Here is an 8,354-nt window from a genome sequence, read left to right as displayed (position 1 = left end):
TCGCCAATCATCACTGTCCGGACGAAGGATGGGCCATATAATCCCGTCAGGCACATGGCCCGCGCACGGTCCAAGCACGGCGCATGCAAGAGCCTGGAGCATCGGCAGCGGGGCTTTCCTGTAGGCCATCACGTAACCAGTCCGTCGAAATGGACACCCGCATGTCCGGATTACGCCAGGACAACAGGCATGCATGCACCAGTTCATGAATGGTCATGCATGCCCTTTGATGGAGACCCTCACGATCAGACCTGCCACGGCGCATACCGCAAGGCACGCGAGTAGCAGCATCAGGGCGGATCGCGGGCTGCCCAATCCGAATTGCATCATGATCCCGTTCGTCGAGGGTCTCGTTTCGAAGTAGACAGCCCCCCAGAGTGCGTCCGTATGCTGCTGTCTGCCTGGCGTGGAGAGCATCGCCCAGACGAGCCCTCCCACCAGCATCATGAGCCAGAGGACGGTGCCCGCGCAGATCGTCATGAGGATATGTTTAGCGATGCTCATATCGCATGCTCCTTTGATGGGTTTGTATGCCGAGGATGGAGTAAAGGATCATCGCCGCCAGTATCGCGACGAGCACGACGGCAAGGATCGGCCCACGCAGATCGAGCAGACCTATGGCGAACAGCAGGAGGGTTCCGGCAAGCGCGAAGGATCCGAGCCCCACGATGGTGGTGAGTGGATTGTGTTTCGTCATCGGGAAGACGATTCCCAGCATCGTGCAGACGATGGAGCCCGCGACGATGCCGGCAAGCGAGTAGAGGCAGCCAAGCGGGGTCGGCCCACCCCATGGCAGGGTGAGCAGGCTTATGGCCAGCCATATCGGAACGTATACGGCCAATTGCGAGCAGATCATGCACAGATACGTGTATGCGGCCGATCCGCGGTGCAGGTTCCATATCGCCACAATGCCGTTGGCGAACTGGGACAGGCCCGTGAACGTGACGATGCATGCGGGCAGTGTGGCGAATCCGGTATCGCCCCGCACGCATAGCACGATGGCCAGGGCGGCGGCAAGGATGCTTTCTAGGAACGTGTCCTTGGACCGAAGCACGTACGCGGCGAACATGGTGATATCACCCCGTCCGGCCGCGGGGCAGTGGATGGGCAGATAGTCCGCCTGCTCGCGGTATCGGGGCGGTGAGACCGCCACGTCCGCAAGCGTGACGGCCAGGAGCAGTGCCGATGCGCCGATTCCCGTGGGCAGTCCGCCGATCCGGACGGCTAGGTCACCGACCACCGTGGCCCATAGGATGGCATCATCCCCACCCAGCCAGCGTTCCTGGATGTCCATCACCAAAGGCAGCACGAGCATCGCATAGCCGACCAGCATGGCCACCAAGCCGCAGATCGCCGTCACCGACGCGAACTGCGGCAGTCCGAGCATGCGCATCGCACGACCGATCAGATCCCATGCCAGGCTCAGCATGGCGTACAGCAGCAGGGCCGGTAGCAGGAGATGCAAACAGGCCAGGCCGATCGCATCGACCCCGGTTGACAATAGCAGTGAGACGGATATGGAGAACACCGACACCGTCACGGCGGCCAGCACCACACCCATCTCGCTCGCCTTGATCGTCAGCCCACGCAATATGCCCGTGACGGGCAGACCGCTGACGATCCTGAGCGCGCCGTCGGCTTTGGAGAACAGCATCTTCACCAAGAGGAACACGCCGATGACCCATGGGATCGTGGAAACCCATGACAGGTCGAGCATCATCGACCATTTGTCCCGATCGGCGCCCAACGGTCGGAGGAAGAAATACGCCACGACGCAACTGAACACCATCCAGGCGGCGGCCAAAGCCGTCAGCGACCAACGGACCATCCCGCTGCGCAACGCCCCGTACTGGATCAGCGTACGCCGGAAGAACCTCATCAGCAGCGTGGACACGACCATGAACCGGATGATTCCGGCACGGGCCTTTCCCGTCATGGTTCGGCCTCCAATGTCCTGGCACGGTACCATTCGGCGATTCCGCCGTACCCGTCGATTATCGACCGTGTGGGCAGGGGCGCGCTCATACGCCCGTTGCGCAACAGCACGATCTGGTCCGTGGTCCGTTCGAGCAATGCGAAATCGTGGCTGCATATCAGCATCGACAGACCCCTCCCACGCATGCGAAGGAATTGTTCGACGCACAGGTACCAGGCGTCTATGTCGATGCCGTTGAGCGTCTCGTCCACGATGGTCAACGGACAGTGCAATAGGAACGCGCAGCACAGCTGGGTCTTTTTCCTCATGCCATGCGAATATGAGTCGATGAGCCTGTCCTGCACGCCCTCCATGCCGAACAGGGCGAACATGCGGCCCACCTCGGAGCGATCCGCACGCACGCCGTACAGCCGTGCGAGGGTGGACACATACTCCCATCCGGTCAGGAACGCTGGCACATCATCGTTGCCTCCCACATGCATGATGCCGGTTTTGGCCTCTGCGGAGGTATGCTTCCGGCCGAGCATGGTGATGCTCCCCTCCCGCAGGTCGAGCACGTCGCATACCAGATTGATCAGGGTCGTTTTCCCGGAGCCGTTGGGACCGATCATTCCCACGATTCTCGCCTGCGGGACGTGCAGGGACACGGATCGCAACACCTCGCCGCGACGCCCGTAGCCGAATGAAACGTCACGTATGTCCAGCATGATTCCCTCCTATGCATGCGTCCCTACCCGCTTCGAATCCGCGGACAGGGACGTTTTGGCAAACCGTCAGGTCCTGCATTCGACGACGGCCTCGATTCCCCACTGCACCCAATACCAATCGAGCATCAGTCTCACCTCCTTCGGCCGGCTCGTCATGGTGAGCGTATGCGCCCGGAGCATGCCCGCGCAAACGGGTGTCATATGAAATCAGACGAGGCGCATCGGTCTCTTGTCTCACGGCGTACACCGGGTCCCGCTGCTATCATCGGTTGGATACGATCGGGAGGTATGTTCGAGGCAATGGGCATACGCATGAAGACCCTTGGCGTCGTGGACAACGACAGGTTCGCCCTGTGCGCCCTGAAAGCGTACCTGGATCAGACGCTCGACGGCATCACGCTGGCGTGGATGACGGAACACGCGAACACGGCGATCGCACGATGCGTGACGGGCGAACGGCCCGACGTGCTGCTGGTCGACATGTCCATGGGCGATATCGATGGCGTCTCCGTCATACGGACGATACGCGAAAGGGACCGTCATACGAGCCTGGTGGCCATGACCTCGTTCCCCCTTGACGAGTATGCGGCCGACGCCGCCACGGCCGGAGCCCAAGCGATCGTAAGCAAGAACGATCTCCAGGGCCTGCAGGACACGATCAGGCTCGCCTCCACGGGAGGCACGGGATCTTTCGAGGGGCTTCGTTTCCCGACCGCCGCCCAGGCATTCGCACGGATCCTCCGGGAGCCGAAAACGGGAATCGCCCGTCTTAGCGGCAGGGAGATCGAAATCATCGAACTATGCCGGCAGGGCAACACGTCCACACTCATCGCCGAACGGACCGGGCTCACCGTGGCGAGCGTCAACACCTACCTGCAGCGGGCCTGCGAGAAGCTCGGGGCCAGGAACCGTGTCCAGCTGGTGTCGATGTGGCTCGAACTGAGCAGGCCGAGGCACTGACCATGACGGGGCGGGACATGAACGGCGGCATGGATGTGCCCGGCAGGAGATTCATGCTGACGGCCTGCTGCTGCGCCATGCTCGCAGACCTGTACTTCACGGCCGTCGGCGGGAATCTGGCGGATGGCTGGTCATGGATCCCGCTCATCCCATACGTCCTGCTGTGCGGCGCATTGCCCTTCAGACCAAAAACGGCGGGCCTGCTGCTCATCGTCTACTGGTGGATACTCGTCTGGTTACCGACCGGTTCGGCCTCCGACCTGCTGTTCAGCTCCTGCCTGGTCTGGGGCGTGCTCTCTTTCCTGCTGTCCCCGTGGATGACGCTGCTGGCGCAGTCCTGCAACGTGCTGCTCCTATCCCTGACGATCCTGCGGGATACAAGCGAGCCACGCGCGGTCATCGCGGTGCTCGTCATGCAGATCGCGGCCACGGTCGCGGGATACGCGCTCAGAAGGCACCGGCTTGACGATACCGCACGCGAACAGCGACTCCGCCTGCGGACCACCCAGGAGCGCATCGCGATATTGGAACGCAACATGCGTCTCGCCAGACGTTTGCACGATGACCTGACCAATAACCTCGCATCGATCGGCATGCTTTGCGAGGCGCACCTCCTGTCGTGCAGCGACCCCGACGAGCGCCTGCTACTGACATCCATCCGGGACAAGACCCGTGAATCGGTCTCCTGCGCGCACGAGGTCATCGACATACTCCGGGGGCAAACCGGACCGGATCCCGCCTCCTGTACGAGACCGGGCGGGTGGGGGCAGACAATCCGCGGCTTGGTCGAGGCCAGGCAGGCCGAACTGCGCAGGCATGGCTTCGAGGGTTCCGCCAGCGTCACCATCGATCCGGATGCCGTGCTCCCAATGGCGGTGGCGGACGAGATCGTCTCGCTGCTCGCCGAGGTGTATTCCAACATCCGGGCCCATGCCTCGCCGACCGACGGGGGATTCTCCCTTGAGCTCGCCGTCAGCGATGACGGAATCCGTCTGGTGCAGATGAACATGTGCCGTCCCGACGACCGTACGGTATCAGGACGTGGCCTGCAGCTCCACCGTCATATCATCGCCACCCTTGGCGGCACGCTGTCGACCAGCCTGGAGGACGACGTATGGACGTTGAAGGCACACATCCCGAAACATTCCCCGCAAGCGTGAACACCAAAAGGCAGGCCAAGGCCTTCATACTCGCGCCACGCTCGGAATGTTCGTCAAAAGGTTGGAGCCAATAGACTTTGATCCGCTGGGGCACGATGCATCCAATGAGTTTCTCCGGTCAGCGTCTTGATACATGGCAGTATGACTTCTTCGCGTTTCTCCTCGCACGTGGCGTCGGTTCCCCGTCCAGAAAGGTCACGCATATCCGCACGCCGCAACGCCCACCAGCGGACATGTACGAGGAATCCGGCCACTATGGTGTCGTTCCTCCAACCGTCATGCCGCCGGCGTCGGCTTGCCCCCTCAGTAGCGGGCTTGCATAGGCTGTATCCTCCGATGTCGCACCCGTTCATATCACCGTTCACCCTTCAGGAATGGAAACCTCACGCGGCAATGGCCTGCCATCGTAAGAAGGAGGCGCTCGATCCGGAGATGCGAAACCGGCCCGTTCTCGCAAGTTACACAGGGAACGGGCCGGTTTCATAGCGGTTCGGATAGTGTAATGTCGTGTATCAATCCCGGTTGCGGCGTGTGCGGACTATGGCGAGCGTCACCAGCGCCGCCAACGCCACAGCGACCATGAGCCCGGCCACGACCATCACGTTCGAGCCGGTACTCGCCTGCTTGGTCGCGGTGTTCGTGATCGTGACATCGGTCGAGTCACGCTCGACGGCCACCACGTAACCCTCCGGCACGTTCTTCTCCCTGACGAGCCAGTCATGCGAGGCATCCAGGCCGCTCCACGAATGTTTCCAATTGTTCCCGGCGGCCAATGTCGCGGTGTCGTACACCTCGCCGTCACGGATCAGCTGCACCTGGATGGACCCGGGACGCGCCTGCTGCGTGTCGCCCTTCCATACCTTGGTGACGTCCACCCGCGTGGTCTCCGGGCTCTCCGGAGTCGCCTCGCACGAACTCTTGGAATACGCCTTCACGTCCGACACGAGCTCGCCGTTCTCGTTGGACGGCACGGACACCAGGCTCGCGGAGGAGCCGCACGTCTTCACGGCGTCCTCGAAACGGTCGTAGACCACCAGGTACAGGCCCTTGTCCACGCCGGAGAAGGAGGCGCCCAGCCCGTAAATGGTGCCGGTCTGCGTCGCTTCGATGCCCTCGGCGCGTACGTACGCGTCCAACGTGTTGGCGGCCGCCTGGAACTGTTCGGCACTGGCCTTGCCATCCTTCAGGTCGTCCATGAGACCGTCCCAGCCGCGCGCGTCGGTGCCGAAGTCGGCGTCGGCGTACTCGTCGCGCAGCGTGAACGCGCCGCCGTCCCAATCGGCCACGCGGTACAGGCTCACCCCGTCGCCCTCGAGCGACTCGCCTTGGTATTCGTACTTCAGTTCGATGGTGCCGGTCCCGCCGGCCCGCCCCGTCTCGTCCGCATGCGCCACGGCGACGCCCGCACCCAGCGCGACCGCAAGGGCGCAGGCCGCGGCGCACACGAACGCCACAATCATCGCGACTGCGTGAAAGAGGCCGCGAACACGGCCGTTATCGTGATTGTTCATTTTCGCCATTCCTTTGCATGTCGGCGTTGGTTGTCGTTCAACGGGTCCGCGATGCCGGCCACGTCGTCCCATGGCTCCCCCGATAACGGCATCGGCCGCATCGCCCTCTTCTGCGCGAGGTAGCGTCTCGTCGTCCAGGCCAGCCACGAGAAGATGGCCGTGAGCACGAGCAGCGTCGTGGTGATGATGATCGCGCTCATCAGCCGGATGCGCGCGTCATAGTCGGTCGTGTCGGCGGCATCCGGGTTCGCGATGCGGTGCCCGCGCACCAGCAGACGGTGCGTGTTCACGCCGTACGGCGTGCAGGTCACCAGGGTCGCGTAATCCATACCCGACTCGACGTTCAGTTTTGAAAGGTCTTTCGGCAGGACCACGCTGATCCGGTCCACCCGGTACGTGTAGGTCTGGTCGAGCACATGGAAGGCGAACGTGTCGCCCTTCTTCAGCTTGTCCAGGCCGGTGAAAAGCTTGGCACTGGGCAGTCCGGTATGCCCGGACACCACCGCATGCGTGGACTCGCCGCCCACCGGCAACGAACTGCCCGCGATATGGCCGGTCGCAATCTGCAGGATGCCCTCGTCGGTGCCGTGGTAGATCGGCAGGCGCACCTTGATGCTGGGGATGGTCACGTAGCCCATCACACCCGTGCCGGTGATGTCGAGCACGCTCTCGTAATACCGTTTCTCGGCATCGGTCATGACCCAACGGTCGTTCTCGTTCTCGCTCTTGCTTAGCAACGCCCGCTGCGAAAGCTGCGCATTATATTGGCGTGCCATGGCGATCATGACCTTGCGCTGCTGTTTGGAATAATCCTTGCTCTGCGCGATGTAGGTCGCCACGGCCCGTGACTGGTGCAACTGGTTCCACCAGTTCGCGACACTCGGATACGCCAGCAGGACCAACCCCGCCACGAGCACGAACGCGAAGAACGCGGACATGATCCGCGATCCCAGGCTCGCCTTGGCTTTCCGTACCCTGTGCCGACTCATACGTTCCTCGCCGTGTCGGTGACCATGGAGCGGCCCGAACGATTCGGACCGCTCCATGAATCACATCACACCAGTTCGCTCAGCGAGCGTTCTTCTTCTTGAGACCGAAGTACACGCCGGCCGCGATCACCAGGACGGCACCGGCAGCGTACAGCACGATGGTGCCCATGCCACCGGTCTCCGGCAGGGAGGAACCCGGCTTGTTGACCACGCTGGAGGTCAAGGAACCGTCCGCCTTGCTGGCGGTCATGGTGAATTCGGCGGAACCGGACTTCTTATCACCCGACAGGCTGGTCAGCACATCGGTGCGGCCCGTACCGTCCCATTCGATCGCATGATTGGCGGTCACGGTGAAGGTGATGTCGTCGATCTTGTTGTAGCCGGCCGGGGTCACGGTCTCGGACAGGACGTAGTCGCCGTCATCCAGGCCGTTGAAGGTGAAGGTGGTGCCTTCGCTGTCCTTCACGACGGCCACGGTCGTGGTGGTTCCATTCTTCATCTTCTTGCTCAGGGTGAACTCGGCGCCCTTCAGCGGCTGGTTCTCGTCGTCGACCTTGTTGATGACGGTCTTGTAGGTGAACACGATGACGTTGTCCCACGGGGTCTCGCCGGTCGGACCGTTCTCGCCGCCCTGCTCATCGTTCGGGTTGTTGGAATACTGCAGCTTGGCCTTGTTCACGTTGCCCTGCTCGCCGATGACGGCGTTCTCGTTCAGCTTGGAGGTGTACTCGACGCGGATCTTGGAACCGGCCTTGACGGCGGAGATCTGCTTGAGGTCAGCGAACTTCACCTCGAAGGTGCAACCGTCGGCCAGGCCTTCGGTCACGACCGTATAGCCGCTGGTAATCGCGGTGTTGTCGACATAGACCTTGACGGAGTTCTTGTTGAAGGTCAGGCCCCGCTCCTCGACATCATGGAAGGCGAAGTAGTAGGTCTTGTAGCTGGCGTAGTTGGAAGCCACGGTACCTTCGAGCTTGAACGGGACGGCATCGTTGATGTCGTAGTCGGCAGAATCCTGCCAGTCGGAAGTCTCACCGGTGGTGTCGTTGGTATCCTTCAGCTTCTTCTCGAAGGACGGGACGTCGGACTTC

At 62.2% G+C, this 8,354-nt stretch carries 8 protein-coding genes; 2 read left to right on the top strand and 6 right to left on the bottom strand.

Going from position 1 to position 8,354, the window contains the following annotated elements; translation table 11 throughout:
• Window positions 1-213: 213 nt before the first annotated feature.
• The 3 genes from HMPREF1494_RS04525 to HMPREF1494_RS04515 are packed head-to-tail and all read right to left on the bottom strand — an operon-like array spanning window position 214 to window position 2,643.
• Entirely contained in the window at window positions 214-504 is a 291-nt protein-coding gene (locus HMPREF1494_RS04525; RefSeq protein WP_034520157.1) for a hypothetical protein, read from the bottom strand.
• Window positions 491-1,936, bottom strand: a complete 1,446-nt coding sequence (locus HMPREF1494_RS04520; RefSeq protein ID WP_034520154.1) for a hypothetical protein — start codon at window positions 1,934-1,936, stop codon at window positions 491-493. Before HMPREF1494_RS04520 ends, HMPREF1494_RS04525 begins: the two co-directional genes overlap by 14 nt.
• Window positions 1,933-2,643 carry an ATP-binding cassette domain-containing protein gene (locus tag HMPREF1494_RS04515; protein ID WP_034520150.1) on the bottom strand — a complete coding sequence of 237 codons (711 nt, stop codon included), beginning with the start codon at window positions 2,641-2,643 and terminating at the stop codon, window positions 1,933-1,935. The genes HMPREF1494_RS04520 and HMPREF1494_RS04515 overlap by 4 nt, the downstream gene beginning before the upstream one ends.
• A gap of 312 nt (window positions 2,644-2,955) precedes the next feature.
• Between HMPREF1494_RS04515 and HMPREF1494_RS04510 the strand changes: the two genes are divergently transcribed.
• Both HMPREF1494_RS04510 and HMPREF1494_RS04505 read left to right on the top strand, forming a co-directional pair.
• Window positions 2,956-3,603, top strand: coding sequence for a response regulator transcription factor (locus HMPREF1494_RS04510; protein ID WP_231495321.1), 648 nt, complete (start codon window positions 2,956-2,958; stop codon window positions 3,601-3,603).
• A complete protein-coding gene (locus HMPREF1494_RS04505) occupies window positions 3,573-4,763 on the top strand; it encodes a sensor histidine kinase (RefSeq protein WP_034520143.1) in 1,191 nt (396 codons plus the stop codon). Before HMPREF1494_RS04510 ends, HMPREF1494_RS04505 begins: the two co-directional genes overlap by 31 nt.
• Window positions 4,764-5,275: 512 nt before the next feature.
• Here HMPREF1494_RS04505 and HMPREF1494_RS04500 read toward each other — a convergent pair.
• From HMPREF1494_RS04500 to HMPREF1494_RS04490, 3 genes are all read right to left on the bottom strand, one after another.
• Window positions 5,276-6,274, bottom strand: a complete 999-nt coding sequence (locus tag HMPREF1494_RS04500) for a Cna B-type domain-containing protein (protein ID WP_231495320.1) — start codon at window positions 6,272-6,274, stop codon at window positions 5,276-5,278.
• Window positions 6,271-7,263: a class C sortase gene (locus HMPREF1494_RS04495; protein ID WP_231495319.1), complete on the bottom strand. Its 993-nt coding sequence runs from the start codon at window positions 7,261-7,263 to the stop codon at window positions 6,271-6,273. Before HMPREF1494_RS04495 ends, HMPREF1494_RS04500 begins: the two co-directional genes overlap by 4 nt.
• A 79-nt stretch (window positions 7,264-7,342) precedes the next feature.
• On the bottom strand, window positions 7,343-8,354 hold a 1,012-nt coding region (locus tag HMPREF1494_RS04490; protein ID WP_034520133.1), incomplete at its 5' end, for an isopeptide-forming domain-containing fimbrial protein.

Origin of the sequence: Bifidobacterium sp. MSTE12 (genome assembly GCF_000513015.1) — a bacterium.
Classification (GTDB): domain Bacteria; phylum Actinomycetota; class Actinomycetes; order Actinomycetales; family Bifidobacteriaceae; genus Bifidobacterium; species Bifidobacterium dentium.
Note: the sequence above shows the minus strand (reverse complement) of the source record. Positions and strands in the feature narration are given on the sequence as shown.

Coding starts and splice junctions, on each gene's coding strand:
- HMPREF1494_RS04510 (WP_231495321.1), top strand. CDS start 2,956: ATGAAGACCCTTGGCGTCGTGGACAACGACAGGTTCGCCCTGTGCGCC.
- HMPREF1494_RS04495 (WP_231495319.1), bottom strand. CDS start 7,263: ATGAGTCGGCACAGGGTACGGAAAGCCAAGGCGAGCCTGGGATCGCGG.
- HMPREF1494_RS04520 (WP_034520154.1), bottom strand. CDS start 1,936: ATGACGGGAAAGGCCCGTGCCGGAATCATCCGGTTCATGGTCGTGTCC.
- HMPREF1494_RS04515 (WP_034520150.1), bottom strand. CDS start 2,643: ATGCTGGACATACGTGACGTTTCATTCGGCTACGGGCGTCGCGGCGAG.
- HMPREF1494_RS04500 (WP_231495320.1), bottom strand. CDS start 6,274: ATGAACAATCACGATAACGGCCGTGTTCGCGGCCTCTTTCACGCAGTC.
- HMPREF1494_RS04525 (WP_034520157.1), bottom strand. CDS start 504: ATGAGCATCGCTAAACATATCCTCATGACGATCTGCGCGGGCACCGTC.